We start from the raw sequence: 19,139 nt of genomic DNA on the forward strand, positions 1-19,139 counted from the left end.
ATCATGGAATTCCTCGATCTCGGACCTTTTTCCCGTGCGTCCGGCACGGTTCGTCTGCCCGGCTCGAAGAGCATTTCGAACCGCGTGCTGCTGCTCGCGGCGCTTGCCGAGGGTGAGACGACGATCACGAACCTGCTCGACTCCGACGACACCCGCGTGATGCTCGACGCGCTCGAAAAGCTCGGCGTGCGTCTGAAGCGCGACGGGGATACTTGCGTCGTGACCGGCACGCGCGGCGCGTTCACCGCGCGCACGGCCGATCTGTTTCTCGGCAATGCCGGCACGGCGGTGCGTCCGCTGACCGCGGCACTGGCCGTCAACGGTGGCGACTACCGGATTCACGGCGTGCCGCGCATGCACGAGCGGCCGATCGGCGATCTCGTTGACGGCTTGCGCCAGATCGGCGCGAAGATCGACTACGAGCAGAACGAAGGCTATCCGCCGCTGCGGATCCGCCCCGCGCAGATTGCCGCCGACGCGCCGATCCACGTGCGCGGCGACGTATCCAGCCAGTTCCTGACCTCGCTCCTGATGACGCTGCCGCTGTTGCGCACTGCCAGCGGCGCGAGCACCGTGCAGGTCGACGGCGAGCTGATCTCCAAGCCCTATATCGAGATCACGATCAAGCTGATGGAGCGTTTCGGCATCAGGATCGAGCGCCATGACTGGCACCAGTTCGTCGTGCCGGCGGGGCAGCGCTACCAGTCGCCCGGCACGATCATGGTGGAGGGTGACGCGTCGTCAGCGTCGTATTTCCTCGCGGCCGGCGCGCTCGGCGGCGGCCCGTTGAAGGTGGAGGGCGTGGGTCGCGCGAGCATCCAGGGCGATGTCGGCTTTGCCGACGCGTTGATCCGCATGGGCGCGAATCTGCAGATGGGCGAGGACTGGATCGAAGTACGCGGTGTCGGCAACGACCATGGCAAGCTCGATCCGATCGACATGGACTTCAACCTGATTCCCGACGCGGCGATGACGATCGCGGTCGCCGCGTTGTTTGCGGACGGCACGACCACGCTGCGCAACATCGCGAGCTGGCGCGTGAAGGAAACCGACCGGATCGCCGCGATGGCGACCGAACTGCGCAAGGTCGGCGCGAAGGTGCAGGAGGGCGAGGACTTCCTCGTCGTCACGCCGCCTGAAAAACTGATCCCGAACGCGTCGATCGACACCTATGACGATCACCGCATGGCGATGTGCTTCTCGCTCGTGAGCCTTGGCGGCGTGCCGATCCGGATCAACGACCCGAAGTGCGTCGGCAAGACATTCCCCGATTATTTCGAGCGCTTTACGGCGCTCGCCCGACCCTGATTCGCGTGCGAATCGCCTGACGTGCGACCTTTTCGATGAAACCGATCCGTCCCTTTCACCAGACGCCCGTCATTGCGATCGACGGCCCGAGTGCCTCCGGTAAAGGCACCGTAGCCGCGATGGTGGCCGCTAACCTCGGCTTTCACCTGCTCGATAGCGGCGCGCTGTACCGCCTCGCGGCGCTCGCGAGCCTGCGCTACGGCATCGCGGCGGACGACGTCGGGGAGCTCGTCAAGCTGATCGACGATCTCCACATCACGTTCCGCGAAGGGCTCGCGCAGCTCGACGGCGTCGACGTGTCGACCGAAATCCGTGCCGAGGAAGTGGGCGGCCGCGCCTCGGCGATCGCCGTGCACGCGCCGGTGCGAGCCGCGCTGGTGGCGCGTCAGCGGGCGTTCCGCAAGGAGCCGGGGCTCGTCGCCGATGGCCGCGACATGGGCACGGTGATCTTCCAGGACGCCGTGCTCAAGGTGTTCATGACTGCGAGCGTCGAGGCCCGCGCTGCGCGCCGGCATAAGCAATTGATCCAAAAAGGATTTTCTGCTAATATAGATGACTTGCTCCGGGATTTGCGTGAGCGCGACGAGCGTGACAGTCAGCGCGCGGCCGCGCCTCTCAAGCCCGCGGCGGATGCAAGGCTGCTTGATACCTCCGCATTGTCGGTCGACCAGGTGGTCGAGCAGGTGGTGCAGTGGTATGAAGCGCTGGTTCCGCATGCGTGACTTCGATATAAGTGACGCATCGTGTAACCGGTGGTCAATCCGTTGTTGGTAGGTGCTTCGCGATGGTCGCGAAGCGTTGTGTTTAACCCTTTAACCCCGCGTGGCATTCGCGCGTTTGCCGAAGTTGCTGACCGTCCGGTGAGCCAGGCACGGCGAAAACCATGCAAATTCTGATTTTTATGTCCGACCTGCAAACCTCTACCCCGAATACCGAATCTTTTGCGGCTCTGTTCGAAGAGTCGCTGACCAAGCAGGACATGCGCGCTGGCGAAGTGATTTCCGCCGAAGTCGTGCGTGTCGACCACAATTTCGTGGTCGTCAACGCTGGTCTGAAGTCCGAAGCCTACATCCCGCTCGAAGAGTTCCTGAACGACGCGGGCGAGGTAGAAGTGCAGGCGGGCGACTTCGTTTCCGTCGCGATCGATGCCCTGGAAAACGGCTATGGCGACACGATCCTGTCGCGTGACAAGGCGAAGCGTCTGGCTTCGTGGCTGTCGCTGGAAAAGGCGCTCGACAACAACGAACTCGTGACCGGCACGATCACGGGCAAGGTCAAGGGTGGCATGACCGTCATGGTCAACGGCATCCGCGCGTTCCTGCCGGGTTCGCTGGTTGACACGCGTCCGGTCAAGGACACGACCCCGTACGAGGGCAAGACTCTCGAATTCCGCGTCATCAAGCTCGATCGCAAGCGTAACAACGTGGTGCTGTCGCGCCGCGCCGTGATCGAAGCGACCCAGGGCGAAGAGCGCGCGAAGCTGCTCGAGACGCTGAAGGAGGGCGCGATCGTCGAAGGCGTGGTCAAGAACATCACCGACTACGGTGCATTCGTCGACCTCGGCGGCATCGACGGTCTGCTGCACATCACCGACATCGCATGGCGTCGCGTGCGTCACCCGAGCGAAGTTCTGTCGGTTGGCCAGGAAGTCACCGCGAAGATCCTCAAGTTCGACCAGGAAAAGAACCGCGTTTCGCTCGGTATCAAGCAACTGGGCGACGATCCGTGGGAAGGCATCTCGCGCCGTTACCCGTCGGGCACGCGTCTGTTCGGTAAGGTCACCAACATCACCGACTACGGCGCATTCGTCGAAGTGGAATCGGGCATCGAAGGCCTCGTCCACGTGTCGGAAATGGACTGGACCAACAAGAACGTTGCTCCGTCGAAGGTTGTCCAGTTGGGCGACGAAGTCGAAGTCATGGTTCTCGAAATCGACGAAGACCGCCGTCGTATCAGCCTCGGCATGAAGCAGTGCAAGCCGAACCCGTGGGACGACTTCAGCCGCAACTTCAAGAAGGGCGACAAGATCAGCGGCGCCATCAAGTCGATTACCGACTTCGGCGTGTTCATCGGTCTGCCGGGCGGCATCGACGGTCTGGTTCACCTGTCGGACCTGTCGTGGAGCGAAACCGGCGAGGAAGCCGTTCGCAAGTACAAGAAGGGCGACGAAGTGGAAGCGATCGTTCTCGGCATCGACGTCGAGAAAGAGCGCATTTCGCTTGGTATCAAACAGCTCGAAGGCGACCCGTTCAGCAACTACGTTGCAATGAACGACAAGGGTTCGATCGTCGACGGTACCGTCAAGTCGGTGGATGCGAAGGGCGCTGTGATCCAGTTGTCGGGTGAAGTCGAAGGCTACCTCCGTGCTTCGGAAATCGCTCAGGACCGCGTGGAAGATGCTCGCAACGTGCTGAAGGAAGGCGACAAGGTCAACGCGATGGTCATCAACATCGATCGCAAGTCGCGCGGCATCAACCTGTCGATCAAGGCGAAGGATTCGGCTGAGCAGCAGGAAGCCATCCGTGGCCTCGCTGCTTCGGATTCGAGCGCAGCCGCTACCGGCACGACGAACCTCGGCGCGTTGCTGAAGGCCAAGCTCGACGGCCAGAACCAGTAAGTCTGAGAGGTCTGCTGCAGTATGACCAAATCGGAATTGGTCGCCCAACTGGCTACGCGATTTCCGCAGCTTGTTCTCAAAGATGCGGATTTCGCGGTGAAGACGATGCTCGATGCGATGTCGGAGGCGCTTGCCAAAGGTCATCGCATCGAAATTCGCGGCTTCGGCAGCTTCGGCCTCAACCGCCGTCCATCTCGCGTCGGACGCAATCCGAAGTCGGGCGAAAAGGTGCTGGTACCCGAGAAGTACGTACCGCACTTCAAGCCGGGCAAGGAATTGCGCGAGCGGGTGGATCGCCGCGCGGGTGAGCCGTTGAAGGCCGAAGAGCCGGATGACGACCTGTAAATGCCCCGCTATGCGTCCTGGAGCGTGGCAAAGCCAGCGTCAGCGGCCAACGCCCAATCGGCAAAAGACCAGAAAAAGCGCCTTCGGGCGCTTTTTTTTCGTCCGTGCCGCGCAGGTCGCGTGCCACAGGCCGCTCTGTGCGGGCAACCACCGGTACCCTCGGCCGGCACGTGCTGCCCAGCCGCGAGGGCTTCAATTACAATACGGGTCACTTCGGCGCGGGCAACACCTTGGCGCGACGCGTCATCAAGCCGGCGTCCCCGCAACTGCCGTCAAGAGATCTATTCATGAAATTTATCGTCTGGCTGATCCGTGTTCTGGTGTTCGTGCTGCTGCTGGTGCTGGCGCTCTCCAACACGCAACCCGCTACGCTGAATTTCCTCGCCGGCTACGCCTGGTCGGCGCCTTTGATTCTGATTGGCCTCGCGTTCTTCGTAGTCGGCTTGCTGGCGGGGCTCGTGTCGGCGATGCCGGCCGTCGTGCGCTTGCGTATGGAGAACGGCCGCCTCAGGCGCGAGTTACGGGTGGTACGCGAGACTCCGGCTGTCGTCGAACAGCCGCCGCTGCCGCCGCTGATCTGAGCTGTCCCGCGCCGCGCGCCTGAGCGCGGCTTTTCGTTTCCGCTTTCCCGCACATTTGCATTAATCGCATGGATCTAGACTTCTGGTGGCTGCTCGTCATACCTGTCGCGTTCGCGTTCGGCTGGATGGCCGCGCGCTACGACCTCAAGACGCTGCTCTCCGAAAGCGCCAATCTGCCGCGTTCGTATTTCCGCGGACTGAATTTCCTGCTCAACGAGCAGCCTGACCAGGCGATCGATGCGTTTATCGAAGTGGTCAAGCTCGATCCCGAAACGGTCGAGCTGCATTTCGCGCTCGGCAATCTGTTCCGGCGCCGCGGCGAAACGGACCGCGCGATTCGCGTGCATCAGAATCTGCTAAGCCGCGCGGACCTGCCGGTCAGCGAACGCGATCATGCGCTCTACGAGCTCGGACAGGACTTCCTGAAAGCAGGCCTGCTCGACCGCGCCGAGGAAACCTTTCGCTCGCTTCAGGCCGGCGACTACGCATTAGGCGCACAACGCGCGCTGCTCACGATCTACGAAATCGAGAAGGACTGGGTCAAGTCGATCGACACCGCGCGCCATCTCGAAACGATGGGCGCACCGTCGCTCGACAAGGAAATCGCGCAGTTCCATTGCGAACTCGCGCAGGAAGCGTTGCAGCAGAAAAAGCCGGACGAGGCACGCCGTCAGCTTGGACTCGCGCTGAAGGCCAACCCGACCAACGTGCGCGCGACGATCCTGTTCGGCGATGTCGATGCGGCTGGCGGCGCGCCGGAAGCGGCGATCGCGCAATGGCGTCGCGTCGAGGAGCAGAACCCGGCGTATCTGCCGCTCGTCGCCGAGAAGATCATGAAGGCATACGAGGCGCTCGGCCGCGCGCAGGAAGGCGCCGATCTGCTCACCACCTGGGTCGACCGTCATCCGAGCAACGATCTGCTCGACGTCGCGTATCAGCACGTCGCGTCGTTGCGCGGTACCGACGCCGCTCATGCACTCGCGCGCTCGCAGATGCAGAAGTCGCCGAATCTGGCCGGCATGACGCGTCTGCTCGAGGCGCAGCAGGCCGTTGCTGAAGAACCGCGGCGCAGCGAGCTCGAACTGATGCACACGCTGATCCGCCAGCGCACCAAAAATTTGCCGCGGTATACGTGCCAGAATTGCGGTTTCAGGGCGCGGCTTTTCTACTGGCAGTGCCCGGGTTGCAGCGGTTGGGAAACCTATGCGCCGCGTCGCGTCGAACCGATCACGGCGCCGAACTGATGCCGCGCCGGCCGGGCTGGCAATCGCGGTGGTGATAAAGGCACTGCCGCCGCGTCGCGCGGCCGGCATGCGCAGCGAGTCCGCCGCCAGCCACACGACCGGTGGCCATCACCGGAATCTTCTATCGGAAAGCGTATGAAAATCACCATTATCGGCACGGGCTACGTGGGCCTCGTCACCGGCGCATGTCTTGCCGAAATCGGCAATGACGTGTTCTGTCTCGATGTCGATCCGCGCAAGATCGAGATTCTCAACAACGGCGGCGTACCGATTCACGAGCCCGGTCTGCAGGAGATCATCGCCCGCACGCGCGCAGCCGGCCGGATCACGTTTTCGACCGATGTCGCGGCCAGCGTCGCGCACGGCGACGTACAGTTCATCGCGGTCGGCACACCCCCCGACGAGGACGGCTCGGCCGATCTGCAATATGTGCTCGAGGCGGCCCGCAACATCGGCCGCACGATGAACGGCTTCAAGGTGATCGTCGATAAATCGACGGTGCCGGTCGGCACCGCGCAGCGCGTGCGCGCGGTGATCGAGGAAGAGCTGGCCAAACGGGGTCTCACGGGCAGCGCGCAGCATCGCTTCTCGGTCGTGTCGAACCCCGAGTTCCTGAAAGAAGGCGCGGCCGTCGACGACTTCATGCGTCCCGACCGCATCGTGATCGGCATCGACGAAGACGAACCGGGCCAGCGCGCGCGCGAACTGATGAAGCGTCTGTACGCGCCATTCAACCGCAATCACGAACGCACGCTGTACATGGACGTGCGCTCCGCCGAATTCACGAAATACGCGGCCAACGCGATGCTCGCCACGCGCATCTCGTTCATGAACGAGATGTCGAATCTTGCCGACAAGGTCGGCGCGGATATCGAAGCGGTGCGCCGCGGCATCGGATCCGACCCGCGCATCGGCTATCACTTTCTTTATGCGGGCTGCGGCTATGGCGGCTCGTGCTTTCCGAAGGACGTGCAGGCGCTGATCCGCACCGCGAGCGAAAGCGGCCACAATCTGCGGATTCTCGAAGCGGTCGAGGAAGTGAACCACGAGCAGAAGGACGTGCTGGTGCGCAAGATCACCGCGAAGCTCGGCGACGATCTGAGCGGCCGCGCGTTCGCGGTGTGGGGCCTCGCGTTCAAGCCGAATACCGACGACATGCGCGAGGCGCCGAGCCGGCGCGTGATCGGCGAGCTGCTCGCGCGCGGTGCGACGGTGCGCGCGTACGATCCGGTCGCGGTCGACGAAGCGCGCCGCGTGTTCGCGCTCGATCTGCACGCGGCACCGGCGCAGCTCGCGCGCCTCACGTTCGCGGGCACGCAGGACGAAACGCTGAGCGGCGCCGACGCGCTCGTGATCGTGACCGAATGGAAGGAATTCAAGAGTCCGGATTTCGTGCACCTGAAATCGGTGCTGAAGACGCCGCTGATTTTCGACGGCCGGAATCTGTACGAACCGGATGCGATGACCGAACTCGGCATCGACTATCACGCCATTGGACGCCCCTATGCCCAACCCTCTGAACTTCCGGCCGATGCCTGAGACCGTGCCCGCTGCCTCCGTATCCACACCGGCGCCCAAGCTCACGATCGTGCCGCGCGCGCAGCTCAACGCGGCGCGCGTGCTCGTGGTCGGCGACGTGATGCTCGACCGCTACTGGTTCGGCGACGTGAGCCGCATCTCGCCGGAAGCGCCGGTGCCGGTCGTGCACGTGCAGCGTCAGGAAGACCGCCTCGGTGGCGCCGCGAACGTCGCGCGCAACGCGGTCGCGCTCGGCGCGCAGGCGGGCTTGCTGTGCGTGGTCGGCCACGACGAGCCCGGCGAGCGGATCGTGCAACTGCTCGGCGAAAGCGGCGTGACGCCGCATCTCGAACGCGATCCGGCGCTGCTCACGACGATCAAGCTGCGCGTGCTGTCGCGTCAGCAGCAACTGCTGCGCGTCGACTTCGAAAACTCGCCGACGCACGAGGTGCTGCTCGCGGGGCTCGCGCGCTTCGACGAATTGCTGCCGTCGCACGACGTGATCCTGATGTCCGATTACGCGAAGGGCGGCCTCACGCACGTCACGCAGATGATCGCGAGGGCGCACGCGGCCGGTAAGCCGGTACTCGTCGATCCGAAGGGCGACGAGTGGGAACGCTATCGAGGCGCGACGCTGATCACGCCGAATCGCGCGGAGCTGCGTGAGGTCGTCGGTCAGTGGAAGTCCGAAGAGGATCTGATTGCGCGCGTCACGAAGCTGCGCGCCGAACTCGAATTCAAGGCGCTGCTGCTCACGCGCTCGGAAGAGGGCATGACGCTCTTCTCCGACGACGGCATCCTGCACGCATCGGCCGTTGCACGCGAAGTGTATGATGTGTCGGGCGCGGGCGACACCGTGATCGCGGCGCTCGCCGCGATGCTCGGCGCGGGTCTGTCGCTCGTCGATGCGGTCGGGCTCGCGAATCGCGCGGCCGGCATCGTGGTCGGCAAACTCGGCACCGCCACCGTCGACTACGACGAACTCTTTTCCTGATACAGCGCGCCGGGCCCCGCCGTCCCGACGGAGCAGCGGGTCTCGCGCGAGACGCCGACAGAACCTGTCGATCGGAGTGAACGCTTTAGCGCGCTGACTCCGATCCCATGCAACGCTCACTATCGCAGGATCATCATGACCGTCATCGTCACCGGCGCGGCCGGTTTTATCGGCAGCAATCTCGTAAAGGCGCTCAACGAGCGCGGCGAACAACGCATCATCGCCGTCGACAATCTCACGCGCGCGGACAAGTTCAAAAATCTGGTCGACTGCGAAATCGACGACTATCTCGACAAGACCGAATTCATCGAGCGCTTCCAGCGCGGCGACTTCGGCCAGGTGCGCGCGATCTTCCACGAAGGCGCCTGCTCGGACACGATGGAAACCGACGGCCGCTACATGATGGACAACAACTATCGCTATAGCCGCGACGTGCTCGACGTCTGTCTCGAGCAGAACATCCAGTTCCTGTACGCGTCGTCGGCGGCAACGTACGGCGGCTCGAGCCGCTTCGTCGAGGAGCGCGAGGTCGAGCAGCCGCTGAACGTGTACGGTTATTCGAAGTTCCTGTTCGACCAGGTGATCCGCCGCGTGCTGCCCACCGCGAAGAGCCAGATCGCGGGCTTTCGCTACTTCAACGTATACGGTCCGCGCGAAACGCACAAGGCGCGCATGGCGTCGGTCGCGTTTCATAACTTCAACCAGTTTCGCGCCGAGGGCAAGGTCAAGCTGTTCGGCGAATACAACGGCTATGCGGCCGGCGAGCAGACGCGCGATTTCGTGTCGGTCGAAGACGTCGTGAAGGTCAACCTGTTCTTCTTCGACAACCCGGACAAGTCGGGCATCTTCAATCTGGGCAGCGGCCGCGCGCAGCCGTTCAACGACATCGCGAGCACGGTGGTCAACACGCTGCGCGCGCTGAACAACGAGTCGGCGCTGTCGCTCGCGGAGCTCGTGCAGCGCGGGCTGATCGAATACATTCCGTTCCCCGACGCGTTGCGCGGCAAATATCAGTGCTTCACGCAGGCCGATCAGTCGAAGCTGCGCGCGGCCGGCTACGACGCGCCGTTCCTGAGCGTGCAGGAAGGCGTCGATCGCTACGTACGTTGGCTATTCGGCCAGGTGTAAATATTTCGGAAGCCTCTTTAAACTGGAATCTCCTGGCCGGTGATGGTCGCCGGCCAGTGGCAAAAGGGAGATTCCAATATGTTTCGAAAAGTACTGGTTACCGCGGCTATGCTCGCCGCTTTCGGCCACGCGTATGCGGCGGTCGACGTCAACACCGCCAACGAGGACGCGCTGCGCGGCATCAGAGGCATCGGTCCCGCTAAGGCGAAAGCCATTCTCGACGAGCGCACCGCGCACGGTCCGTTCAAGGACGCGGCCGATCTCGGCAAGCGCGTCAAGGGCATGGGCGGGCATACCGTCGAGCGCCTGCAGGCGGAGGGTCTCGCTGTCGGTCCGGCTGGCGCGGCTACTGGCACGCAGGTTGCGGCGGCTGCACAGTCCGGCGACGCGGCCGTTCCGGCCGCCGCGCAGAAAAACGGCGCCACAGTGGCGGTGAAGAAGTAAGCGGACGCGGGCCGTGCGTGCGTAGTGGCTCCCCCCAGTAGGGCTTGCAGGCGCGCATGGTCCGCCAAAATTTCCTCTTTCGTTTTCTCCTTCGTGGTCGGAGTGTACCCACACTCCTTTAGCTGTTACCCGTGACTGGCTCCCGCGGTCTTCGGCCGCGGGCTTTTTGCACGCCCGATGCATGCATCCATGCGGGCAGCAGGGCCGCGCGGCAGCATCGGACATGGTGGTTTAGAATCGATGAGTTAAACCCAAATTCGCGCATTGACAGCTTCTGAACCCGAGATATGGCATACAAAACGATTGAAGACACGATCGGCAATACGCCGCTCGTGCAACTCGTCCGGCTCACTGACGACGAGATCCGCGGCCGCAACAACGTGGTCCTCGCGAAGCTCGAGGGCAACAATCCCGCGGGGTCGGTGAAGGACCGCCCGGCTTTGTCGATGATCAAGAAGGCGGAAGCGCGCGGACGCATCAAGCCGGGCGACACGCTGATCGAATCGACGAGCGGCAATACCGGCATCGCGCTCGCCATGGCGGCCGCGATTCGCGGCTATAAGATGGTGCTGATCATGCCGGAGGATCTGTCGGTCGAGCGCCGTCAGAGCATGGCCGCCTACGGCGCGCAGATCATTCTCACGCCGGTCAAGGGTGGTATGGAATACGCACGCGATCTGGCCGAGCAGATGCAGCGCGAAGGCAAGGGCATCATTCTCGATCAATTCGCGAACCCGGACAATCCGGCCGCGCATATCGAAGGCACGGGCCCGGAGATCTGGCACGACACCGAAGGGCGCATTACGCACTTCGTTTCGTCGATGGGCACGACCGGCACGATCATGGGCGTGTCGACGTATCTGAAAACGCAGAATCCTCAGATCGAGATCATCGGCGCGCAGCCGGAAGAGGGCTCGCGCATTCCGGGCATCCGCAAATGGCCCGAAGCGTATCTGCCGAAAATTTTCGACCGCAGCCGCGTCGATCGCGTCGAGAACGTGAGCCAGGCCGCGGCCGAGGCGATGGCGCGCCGGCTGGCGTCGGTCGAAGGCATCTTCGCCGGTATTTCGTCGGGTGGCGCGTGTGAAGTCGCGCTGCGCATCGCGCGTCAGGTCGAGAACGCGACGATCGTGTTCATCGTCTGCGATCGCGGCGACCGTTATCTGTCCACGGGTGTGTTTCCCGCGTAAGCGGGACGAACGGCGAGCGCGCCGTCGCCCACCGCGTGAACCAATGAAAAGCGCCGGTCTGGCCGGCGCTTTTTTCATGTCCTTCGACGCTACGCACGCACGGCGCCTCGCAGCGGAACTCACTGCGAATTGGAGTCTGGCTGATTCGCCGGGCCTTGCGACATGGTTCCGTTGTTGACCGCCTTCGCGGCATTGGCCGCATCGATCGCTTCCATCTGCGCCTTGACCTTCTGACCCAACTGATACACCGCGAGCGCATAGAAGAAGCTGCGGTTGTAACGCGTGAGCACATAGAAGTTCTTCAGCCCGAGCACGAACTCGGTGCCGCGCCCCGGCGACGGCAGATCGACTACCGTCACCGGCGTGCTCGCCTCGGCGGCGATATCGACGTTCGGCTCGTTCAGCACGAGCCCGGCGCGCAGCAACTGGTTGAGCGGCCAGCGCGGTTCCGGCTGGCCGTTCGCGGCTGCCTGCGCGACGCCGAGACTGCCGATGTCCGAGCCGATGCGCCACACCACCGGCCGGCCGCTTTCCCAGCCGTTCTGCCGCAGATAATTCGCGACGCTGCCGATCGCATCCGCTTCGCTGGTGCGCAGATCGATGCGCCTGTTGCCGTCGTAGTTCACCGCGTATTGCACGATGCTGCTCGGCAGGAACTGCGGAATGCCGATCGCGCCGGTGTACGAGCCGAGCACCGTGGTCGGGTCGATCTGCGCGTCGCGCGTCCACACCAGATAGTCTTCGAGATTCTTGCGGAAGGTGGCCTGACGGTCCGCGCGATTCGCGGTGTTCGGATAGTCGAAGCTGAGCGTGGTCAGCGCATCGAGCACGCGGAAGTTGCCCATGTAGCGGCCGTAGATCGTCTCGACGCCGATAATGCCGACGATCACCTCCGGCGGCACGCCGAATTCCTGAGCCGCGCGCTGCAGCGTGGCCTGGTTCTCGCGCCAGAACTGCACGCCGGCATTGATGCGCACCGGATCCAGAAAGCGCGCCTGATACGAGCGCCAGTTCTTGATCGCCGGCGTCGGCGACGGCGTGACGAGCTTCACCGCGGTCGCCGAGTAGCTGACGCCGGCAAAGAGCGCGTGCAGCGACGCTTCGTCGAAGTCGTAGCGCGCGACCATCTCGTTGATGAACGCGTCGACATTCGCGTTGTTCGCATAGCGCTGCGGGATGATCTCTTCCTCGAACGTCTGCCCTTGCGGCACCGCCTGCTGAGGCTGGCTCTGCGCGAGCAGCACCGGCGGCTTCTTCGCGGCGCCTTGCGCGCTTGCCGGACCGGCTGCCATGAACATGCACGATGCGACGGACAGGGAGGCGGCGAGGGTGACGAGGCGGAGCCGGTTGCGGGTGGATCGTGCAGACAGGGCAAGCTTGACGGTCATGGTGAGCGGTGAGCGCGATGCGTGGGAGACGAAGAGAGCCAGGAGCGGACAGCGAGTAACGGGTCGGGGCAGTATACCCGACGCCTTTTGCAAAACCGTGCCGAATGTGCCACAGCGGCGCCCTGTGGTAACTTGATGAATATTGGCGCGCCGGAGGGCACGCCGCCCCACGGAGACACGCCGCGCGCGCATCGAATGCGCCGCGTCGGAAAAGAGACGCACAACAGAACTATGGCAACAGGCTTCTATTCCCACGCCGACTGTCTGCTGCACGACATGGGGCAGTGGCATCCCGAATGTCCCGCGCGCCTGCAGGCGATCGAGGATCAACTGATCGCGAGCCGCATCGACATGCTGATCGAGCGCGAATCGCCGCCGCTCGCCGACGAAGCCGCGCTGCTGCGCGTGCATACGCAGGCGCACGTCGACTACATCCGCAGCCGCTCGCCCGCGGTGGGCACGGCGGAAATCGATCCCGACACGACGATGAATCCGCACACGTGGCAGGCCGCGTTGCGCGCGGCGGGCGCGGCGGTCGCCGCGACGGACGCGGTGATCGAAGGCCGTTACGACAATGCATTCTGCAGCGTGCGCCCGCCCGGCCATCACGCGGAGCCCGCGCGCGCGATGGGCTTCTGCTTCTTCAACAACGTCGCGATCGCCGCGCGTCATGCGCTCGACGTGCACGGCCTCGCGCGCGTCGCGATCATCGACTTCGACGTGCATCACGGCAACGGTACCGAGGCCGCGTTCTCTGGCGACCCGCGCGTGCTGATGTGCAGCATTTTCCAGCACCCGTTCTATCCGTTCAGCGGCGCCGACAACCAGGCGCCCAACATGTGCAACGTGCCGATGCCGGCGCGCTCCAATGGCATGGCCGTGCGCGAGGCGGTCGATATCCTGTGGCTGCCGCGCCTGCACGACTTCAAGCCGGAGATGGTGTTCATCTCGGCCGGCTTCGACGCGCATCGCGAGGACGATCTCGGCAACATGGGGCTCGTCGAGGACGATTACGCGTGGATTACCGACCAGATCCGCGAGATCGCGAGGCGCTACGCGCGCGGACGAATCGTCAGTTGTCTCGAGGGCGGTTATAACCTGTCGGCGCTCGGGCGCAGCGTGGTGGCGCATGTGCGGGCGCTAGCCGGGATCTGAATCCGCGCCTGTCGCCGCATGCCGGTCGGCGGCAACGGCCGGCATGCGGCGAGCAACTTCAACGCCACGAGGAGCGAGCCATGAACGCCAGCCCCGCCAACCCCGTCAGCGCGTCGCTGGTCGGGATCGAGCACGACGCGTACCGCGTGCCGGGCGTCATGCGCGTGACGATGAACCGGCCCGATGCGTTCAACGCGCTGTCCGAAGCGCTGCTCGACCAGTTGCAACACACGCTGAACGGCATCGCGAAGACCGACGCGCGCGTGGTCGTGATCGCCGGCGCGGGGCGGGCGTTCTGCGCGGGGCACGACCTGAAGGAAATGCGCGCGGCGCCGTCGCTCGCGTACTACCAGCAACTGTTCGCGCGCTGCACGAAGCTGATGATGACGATCCAGCGCATGCCGCAGCCGGTGATCGCGCGGGTGCACGGCATCGCGACGGCGGCCGGCTGCCAGCTCGTCGCGATGTGCGATCTCGCGGTCGCCGCCGATACCGCGCGCTTCGCGGTATCGGGCGTGAACCTCGGGCTGTTCTGCGCGACGCCGTCGGTGCCGCTGTCGCGCAACCTGTCGCGCAAGGCGGCGCTCGAAATGCTGCTGACCGGCGAATTCATCGACGCGGCGCAAGCGCAGCGGCAGGGCCTCGTGAACCGCGTGACCCCGGCCGATGCGCTCGACGAGGAAGTCGCGCGGCTCGCCGCGAGCATCTGCGCGAAGCCGGCCGACGCGGTGAGCGCGGGTAAGGGGTTGTTCTATCGTCAGCTCGAAATGGGCATCGAGGCCGCGTACCAGCTTGCCGGCCAGACGATGGCCTGCAACATGATGGACGACTCGGCGCTCGAAGGCGTGCAGGCGTTCATCGACAAACGCGCGCCGGACTGGAAGCGATAAACGATTGCAGGTATCGGTGCGTTAGCGGTTTGCGGCGCGCCGTTCGTCCACGGTTCCCGCAGGTGAAAGCCGTCGACGCGCTACAGCGTGCCCGCCATCAACTCCGCCCCACCGCCCGCTTTTCAATCCACTCGACCAACGCACTGATCACCCGATCGCGATCGAGATCGTTCATCGTCTCGTGATAGCTGCCCTCGTGCAGCGTGAGCGTCTTGTCCGGCGAGCCGGCATGCGCGCCGAACTCCCGGCTGCCGTCGGGCTCGGTGAGTTTGTCCTCGGTGCCGTGAAACACGAGCAGCGGCATGCGCAGCTTCGCGCGACCACGTTCGATCCGCGCCATCGCGAGCAGCAGCTCGGCACCGGTGCGCGCCGGAATCGCGCCGTGATGCACGAGCGGATCGTTGCGATTGGCGTTCACGACCGGCTGCAGACGCGATAGCAGCGCGGCGTCGATCTTCATCGCCGGGAAGGCTGGGTAGAGCCGGCTGATCACCTGGCTCAGGCTGAGCATCCACTTCGGCACGTCACGGCCCGGCGCGAGCGCGGGGCTCGACAGGATCAGGCCGGCAACGCGTCGGCCGCTCGTATCGAGGCGTTCGATCGCATACAGCGCGGCCACCGCTCCGCCCATGCTGTGGCCCATCAGAAACAGCGGCGCGCAGCTTTGCGCGGCAGCGTCGAGCAACGCATGCGCATCGAGCAGATAGTCGTCGAAACGCTTCACATAGGCGCGCTTGCCGGGTGCGTGGCCATGACCGCGCAGATCGATCGCTACCAGCTCGATGCCCGCCGCGTTGAGCCGGCCGGCCAGCGCCGCGTAGCGGCCGGCATGCTCGGCGAGGCCGTGCAGCAGCGCGACCGTCGCGCGCGTCGGCCCGTTCGGCTGCCAGCTGTAGAGCGGCAACTCGACACCGTCGGCGGTCGTGACCGAGGTGCGCCGCGGCGCGTCGTTATCGAGGCTGCCCGCGCTCGCGCGCACGGTATGGCTCGGGGAGGTCTGCATGGCTGCGATACGTGCTGAAAGGAGGTGGCCCGATCATAGTCGCAGCGGTGGGCCGCATGCGAGTCTCGCGCACCGTGCGGTCCTCTAATGCTCTCAGGTTATGAAAAGATCGGAATTGATTATTAAAGAGTATGTCGACGCTGCGGTAGAATGGCGGCCTCAAATCCCAATAAAAGCAACGGCGGCCGCTTGTCGGGAGCACCATGCTCGCCGGCAGCCTCCGCCGTTTCGTTTTTTCATGATCGAAATTCGTAATATTTCCCAGCGGTTTGCCGGGCCACGGGGCTGGGTCGAGGCACTGCACAACGTCAATCTGTCGATTCCGGCGGGCGAGGTGTTCGGCATCATCGGCCGCAGCGGCGCGGGCAAGAGCACGCTCGTGCGCACGATCAACCTGCTTACACGCCCGTCCGAAGGCAACATCGTCGTCAACGGCCGCGATCTGACGACGCTGCCCGCCGCGCAACTGCGCGAGGCGCGCCGCGAGATCGGCATGATCTTCCAGCACTTCAATCTGCTGTCCTCGCGCACCGTGTACGAGAACGTCGCGCTGCCGCTCGAGCTGGCCGGCATGAAGCGCGACGAAATCGAGGCGAACGTGCTGCCGCTGCTCGATCTGGTCGGGCTGTCGGCGCAGAAGGACCGCTATCCGGCGCAGATCAGCGGCGGCCAGAAGCAGCGCGTGGGCATTGCGCGCGCGCTCGCGAGCAAGCCGAAAGTGCTGCTCTCCGATGAGGCGACCTCCGCGCTCGATCCCGAAACCACGCGCGCGATCCTCGACCTGCTCAAGCGCATCAACCGCGAACTGAACCTGACGATCGTGCTGATCACGCACCAGATGGACGTGATCAAGCAGGTCTGCGACCGCGTCGCGGTGCTCGACGCGGGCCGGGTCGTCGAAGAGGGCAAGGTGATCGACGTATTCCTGCAGCCGCATCACGAAGTGACGCGCGCGCTGATCGGCGACGTGATCGCGCAGGAGCTCCCGCCGGCGATGAAGGCGCGCGTCGCGCAACGGCTGAAGACCGGCAGCGGCCATCTGCTGCGCCTCGCGTTCACGGGCTCGGGTGTCGATCAGCCGATCCTGTCGGAAACGATTCGCCGCTACGAACTCGACTTCAACATCCTGCATGGCCAGATCGACGAGATCCAGGGGCAGGCGTTCGGCTCGCTCGCGGTGCTCGCGGGCGGCGAACCGGCGAAGGTCGCGCAGGCGCTGACGTTCCTGCGCGAACAGGGTGTGGTGGTGGAGGAGCTTTCGCATGTTGAGTGAAATGTTCGATATGTTCGTGCAGTCGTTCTGGGAAACGCTCGTGATGGTGGGCGTGTCCGGACTGATTGGCGCGCTGGTGGGCGTGCCGCTCGGCGTGCTGCTGTATCTGACCGACCGTCAGGGCGTGCTCGAGAACGTCGCCGTGAATCGCGTGATGGGCGTGATCGTCAATGCGGTGCGCTCGACGCCGTTCATCATCCTGCTGGTCGCGGTGATTCCGTTCACGCGGCTCGTCGTCGGTTCGTCGATCGGCACCGCGGCCGCCATCGTGCCGTTGACGATCGCCGCCGCGCCGTTCATCGCGCGTCTGGTCGAGACCGCGCTGCGCGAGGTCGATCGCGGACTGATCGAAGCTGCTCAGGCGATGGGCGCGACCACCCGCCAGATCGTCTTCAAGGTGCTGCTGCCCGAAGCGCTGCCGGGCGTGATTGCGGGTCTCACGATTACGTTTGTGTCGCTGGTCGGCTATTCGGCGATGGCCGGCGCGATCGGCGGCGGCGGGCTCGGCGATCTCGGTATCCGCTACGGCTATCAGCGCTTCCTGCCGGAAGTGATGCTCGCGGTCGTGCTGATCCTGATCGTGTTCGTGCAACTCGTGCAGTCGTTTGGAGATTGGCTCGTGCGTCGTTTGAGCCACAAATAAACAAGGGCTCGTGAAAACCCGCCAGGGGAAGCCCACTAACGGATTTGGAAAGGTCCATCATGCAACGTCGCTTTATTCTCAAGCTGGCTGCCGCGCTCGGCGCGGCCTCGCTGTTCGCCGCCACCGCGGCGCATGCCGAAGACACGATCAAGGTCGGCGTCACCGGCGGTCCGCACGCACAGATCATGGAGGTCGTGAAGACGGTCGCGGCGAAGAACGGGTTGAACATCAAGATCATCGAATTCTCCGACTACGTGCAGCCGAACGCGGCGCTCGCTGGCGGCGATCTGGACGCGAACAGCTACCAGCACGACCCGTATCTCGAAGCGCAGGTGAAGGATCGCGGCTACAAGCTGATCCGTATCGCCGATACGGTCACGTACCCGATGGGCATCTATTCGAAGAAGGTGAAGACGCTCGCCGAATTGCAGCCGGGCGCGAAGATCGCGGTGCCGAACGATCCGACCAACGGCGGCCGCGCGCTTCTGCTGCTGCAGAAGCAGGGCTTGCTAAAGCTGCGCGCCGATGCGGGATTGAAGGCGACGCCGCTCGACATCGTCGAGAATCCGAGGAAGCTGAAGATCGTCGAACTCGACGCCGCGCAGATTCCGCGTTCGCTGGGTGACGTCGACGCCGCCGCGATCAACACCAACTTCGCGATGGAAGCGGGCCTGAAGCCGAAGCAGGATGCAATCGCGCTCGAAGACCCGAAGGGTCCGTACGTGAACATCATCGCGATCCGCGAGGCCGACAGGAACAAGCCGTGGGTCGCGAAGCTCGTCGCGGCCTACCACTCGCCGGAAGTGAAGCAGTTTGTCGACAGTAAATTCGGTGGCTCGGTGATCACCTCCTGGTAATCCGGCAGCTCCCGCGAACCTCGAAGTACATGGCGGTGAAGCGAAACTAGAGGTCTCAGTTGAAACCCGGGGGTTGTCTCCCGGGTTTTTTGGAGATTAAAATAGAACGATCGTTCGATATTGCCGTCACGCCGTAGAGGAGCGATATCCTTTTTCTAGAGCGCCCGCGACAGGCTGCCATGAGGGCAGTCGCTATAATGTTCGTCGGGTTGACGTATTCGTAACTTTGGAGCGTGTGCATGAAAATTCTGGTGCCAGTGAAAAGAGTGGTCGACTACAACGTGAAAGTCCGCGTGAAATCGGACGGCACGGGTGTCGACATTGCGAACGTGAAGATGTCGATGAATCCGTTCGACGAAATCGCGGTTGAAGAAGCCGTGCGTTTGAGGGAAGCGGGCGTCGCGACCGAAGTGATCGCCGTGTCGGCCGGTGTTACGCAGGCGCAGGAAACGTTGCGTACGGCGCTGGCGATCGGCGCGGATCGCGCGATCCTGATCGAATCGAATGAAGACCTGCAGCCGCTCGCGGTCGCGAAGCTGCTCAAGGCGCTCGTGGACAAGG

19 protein-coding genes are annotated in these 19,139 nt (G+C 64.0%); 17 read left to right on the forward strand and 2 right to left on the reverse strand.

Annotated features, from left to right (window positions below):
• Positions 1–3 precede the first annotated feature (3 nt).
• The 11 genes from aroA to cysM all read left to right on the forward strand — a co-directional run bounded on the left by aroA (position 4) and on the right by cysM (position 11,369).
• Positions 4–1,308, forward strand: a complete 1,305-nt coding sequence (aroA, locus tag QM685_RS33235; protein WP_415123490.1) for a 3-phosphoshikimate 1-carboxyvinyltransferase — start codon at positions 4–6, stop codon at positions 1,306–1,308.
• 35 nt (positions 1,309–1,343) lie between these two features.
• On the forward strand, positions 1,344–2,030 hold the full coding sequence (gene cmk, locus QM685_RS33240; RefSeq protein WP_415123491.1) for a (d)CMP kinase: 687 nt from the start codon (positions 1,344–1,346) through the stop codon (positions 2,028–2,030).
• Positions 2,031–2,191: 161 nt separating this feature from the next.
• Complete coding sequence (rpsA, locus tag QM685_RS33245; protein ID WP_415123492.1) at positions 2,192–3,925, forward strand: 30S ribosomal protein S1; 1,734 nt, start codon at positions 2,192–2,194, stop codon at positions 3,923–3,925.
• A 21-nt stretch (positions 3,926–3,946) separates the two neighbouring features.
• Positions 3,947–4,270, forward strand: a complete 324-nt coding sequence (locus tag QM685_RS33250; RefSeq protein ID WP_006050255.1) for an integration host factor subunit beta — start codon at positions 3,947–3,949, stop codon at positions 4,268–4,270.
• 287 nt (positions 4,271–4,557) lie between these two features.
• Complete coding sequence (locus tag QM685_RS33255; RefSeq protein WP_415123493.1) at positions 4,558–4,851, forward strand: lipopolysaccharide assembly protein LapA domain-containing protein; 294 nt, start codon at positions 4,558–4,560, stop codon at positions 4,849–4,851.
• 68 nt (positions 4,852–4,919) lie between these two features.
• Complete coding sequence (gene lapB / locus QM685_RS33260; protein WP_415123494.1) at positions 4,920–6,095, forward strand: lipopolysaccharide assembly protein LapB; 1,176 nt, start codon at positions 4,920–4,922, stop codon at positions 6,093–6,095.
• 135 nt (positions 6,096–6,230) lie between these two features.
• Complete coding sequence (locus tag QM685_RS33265) at positions 6,231–7,634, forward strand: UDP-glucose dehydrogenase family protein (RefSeq protein WP_415123495.1); 1,404 nt, start codon at positions 6,231–6,233, stop codon at positions 7,632–7,634.
• Positions 7,600–8,607, forward strand: coding sequence for a D-glycero-beta-D-manno-heptose-7-phosphate kinase (gene rfaE1 / locus QM685_RS33270; RefSeq protein ID WP_415123496.1), 1,008 nt, complete (start codon positions 7,600–7,602; stop codon positions 8,605–8,607). Before QM685_RS33265 ends, rfaE1 begins: the two co-directional genes overlap by 35 nt.
• A gap of 135 nt (positions 8,608–8,742) precedes the next feature.
• Positions 8,743–9,735 carry an ADP-glyceromanno-heptose 6-epimerase gene (rfaD, locus tag QM685_RS33275; protein ID WP_415123497.1) on the forward strand — a complete coding sequence of 331 codons (993 nt, stop codon included), beginning with the start codon at positions 8,743–8,745 and terminating at the stop codon, positions 9,733–9,735.
• Positions 9,736–9,813: 78 nt separating this feature from the next.
• The gene (locus QM685_RS33280; RefSeq protein ID WP_415123498.1) at positions 9,814–10,179 is read left to right on the forward strand and encodes a ComEA family DNA-binding protein; all 366 of its coding nucleotides are present in this window, start codon (positions 9,814–9,816) and stop codon (positions 10,177–10,179) included.
• 287 nt (positions 10,180–10,466) lie between these two features.
• Positions 10,467–11,369, forward strand: a complete 903-nt coding sequence (cysM, locus tag QM685_RS33285) for a cysteine synthase CysM (RefSeq protein WP_415123499.1) — start codon at positions 10,467–10,469, stop codon at positions 11,367–11,369.
• Between the two features lie 119 nt (positions 11,370–11,488).
• Here the strand turns inward: cysM and mltB are convergent, their stop codons facing one another.
• The gene (gene mltB, locus QM685_RS33290) at positions 11,489–12,667 is read right to left on the reverse strand and encodes a lytic murein transglycosylase B (RefSeq protein WP_415123500.1); all 1,179 of its coding nucleotides are present in this window, start codon (positions 12,665–12,667) and stop codon (positions 11,489–11,491) included.
• A gap of 321 nt (positions 12,668–12,988) precedes the next feature.
• Here mltB and QM685_RS33295 point away from each other — a divergent pair, with 321 nt between their 5' ends.
• On the forward strand, positions 12,989–13,912 hold the full coding sequence (locus QM685_RS33295) for a histone deacetylase family protein (RefSeq protein WP_415123501.1): 924 nt from the start codon (positions 12,989–12,991) through the stop codon (positions 13,910–13,912).
• An 80-nt stretch (positions 13,913–13,992) separates the two neighbouring features.
• A complete protein-coding gene (locus tag QM685_RS33300; RefSeq protein ID WP_415123502.1) occupies positions 13,993–14,802 on the forward strand; it encodes an enoyl-CoA hydratase in 810 nt (269 codons plus the stop codon).
• Between the two features lie 97 nt (positions 14,803–14,899).
• Here the strand turns inward: QM685_RS33300 and QM685_RS33305 are convergent, their stop codons facing one another.
• The gene (locus QM685_RS33305) at positions 14,900–15,805 is read right to left on the reverse strand and encodes a lysophospholipase (protein WP_415123503.1); all 906 of its coding nucleotides are present in this window, start codon (positions 15,803–15,805) and stop codon (positions 14,900–14,902) included.
• 238 nt (positions 15,806–16,043) lie between these two features.
• Here QM685_RS33305 and QM685_RS33310 point away from each other — a divergent pair, with 238 nt between their 5' ends.
• From QM685_RS33310 to QM685_RS33325, 4 genes are all read left to right on the forward strand, one after another.
• Positions 16,044–17,078, forward strand: a complete 1,035-nt coding sequence (locus QM685_RS33310) for a methionine ABC transporter ATP-binding protein (RefSeq protein WP_415123504.1) — start codon at positions 16,044–16,046, stop codon at positions 17,076–17,078.
• Positions 17,068–17,721, forward strand: coding sequence for a methionine ABC transporter permease (locus tag QM685_RS33315; RefSeq protein ID WP_415123505.1), 654 nt, complete (start codon positions 17,068–17,070; stop codon positions 17,719–17,721). Before QM685_RS33310 ends, QM685_RS33315 begins: the two co-directional genes overlap by 11 nt.
• Positions 17,722–17,780: 59 nt before the next feature.
• On the forward strand, positions 17,781–18,578 hold the full coding sequence (locus tag QM685_RS33320) for a MetQ/NlpA family ABC transporter substrate-binding protein (protein WP_415123506.1): 798 nt from the start codon (positions 17,781–17,783) through the stop codon (positions 18,576–18,578).
• Positions 18,579–18,817: 239 nt separating this feature from the next.
• The coding region (locus QM685_RS33325; protein WP_415123507.1) for an electron transfer flavoprotein subunit beta/FixA family protein at positions 18,818–19,139 on the forward strand (322 nt) is incomplete at its 3' end.

This window comes from Paraburkholderia sp., from assembly GCF_047605525.1.
GTDB lineage: Bacteria > Pseudomonadota > Gammaproteobacteria > Burkholderiales > Burkholderiaceae > Paraburkholderia.